Origin of the sequence: Acuticoccus kalidii (assembly GCF_021556395.1) — a bacterium.
In the GTDB taxonomy this organism is placed as follows: Bacteria; Pseudomonadota; Alphaproteobacteria; order Rhizobiales; family Amorphaceae; genus Acuticoccus; species Acuticoccus kalidii.
In genome coordinates this window covers 1-1,420 of record NZ_JAKGCS010000016.1, presented here as the reverse complement: position 1 = coordinate 1,420, position 1,420 = coordinate 1, and the positions used below count along the sequence as shown (strand labels likewise).

At 52.1% G+C, this 1,420-nt stretch carries 1 protein-coding gene; it reads right to left on the bottom strand.

What is annotated here, in order from left to right:
* Positions 1-370: 370 nt before the first annotated feature.
* A partial coding sequence (locus L1787_RS10245) for an RHS repeat-associated core domain-containing protein (RefSeq protein ID WP_235708726.1) occupies positions 371-1,420 on the bottom strand: 1,050 nt, incomplete at its 5' end.

The following is a 1,420-nucleotide window of genomic DNA, read 5'->3' as shown; positions in this document are numbered from 1 at the left end:
TCAGCCAGAAGTGCGCGTTGCTCATGGCGATCTCCCTTCGGAGATCGTGGAATCAGATCCGCCTTAACGGATCGTGTTTATGGGTCCTGAGCCTAGTCAAATCTGATAGAAGCGGAACTGAACGGGCGGCGCGACTATATTCTATAAATAAGAATCTGACTTCAATGCAATACTATATTTATATAAATAATACAAAGCAAATGAAGAATCCGGCCCACATCAGAGGTATAACTAAAGATAGAAATGTTATAAATTGCTCTGTAAATAGTCCGTACGCATACCATGCATAAAGTATAAAGAATATTGAAAACCAAAAAATGATTTTGATCGATTGAATAAATGCGAATTTTATTTTCTTCTTCATATCTCGTTAATTATTTTCATCTGTATCGGCATTAAGCGTAGAGTTTTCGATATCCCTGTCGGGATTTGCCTCATTAACGGGGGTGGTATTGTTAGATTTTGTTCCAACCAGTGATGGATTGCTTGAATCTAAAATTGTTCCGTCAGGAGAAACAAAGTTTACGGTGATTCCCCCCTTTCGGCTTCTGGAGCGATAATTCTCCTCGGGCACGACCTGATCATAACCAGCCTCCACGAGTCCTCCAAAGATTGAGGCTAGTGCGCGGATTGCGGCTCCTACATAAGCTGATGTGGGAGAGCTTGAACTCTCTATACCCGCAGCGACTGTTCCGCCAGCGAACCCGGCAGCAGCGCCTACGACCGCATCTGGCGCAGGGGATATTCTATTGTTCTCGATAAACTCTTGAGAGACTGACCCGACAAGGGCAGCTCCAACGACGCCTGTCGTCATCTCGAGAGCCTTTCGATTTGCAACCCCTCTACCGAAAATGGCCCCAACCGGACCAATGGCTCCCGAGACCGCGCCAACTAAACCAGCTCGTCCGACACGCGAGTAGTCTACTGGCTGACCTGATGTAACCTGCTGACTGTAGTCAACAGCCGCCGTAGTCACTGCGCCGATTATAGCGGAACCAACAACATTCCAAAAGTACCCCTCCGGATCGACCCGATTGATGGGCTCATTGCCGGCATAGGCATAGCGATTGATCCCGACCCCCGGGACATCGGGATCGAGCAAATCGGGTTGGATGAACCGGGCGATACGCGGATCATAATAGCGCGCATTGAGGTACATCAGCGCCGCGGCCTCGTCGTAGCGCTCCGACAGGAAGCTCTTCGACGCCGCCGCCGGCGTCGGCCGCACCTCGCTCCGCGCCTCCTCTCCGTAGGGCTGATACCCCACCCGCGTCGCAAGCAGCCCCGCCTCGTTGGTGATCGCCCGCACCGAGGTGTCGTAATCAAGGTGCATCCCGTAGGTGAGGCTGCCGACCCGTTTGGCGTCGGCCAGCGGGTACTTCGTCAACACCCCCGCCGGGCTGAGCTCCATGTCGCGCAC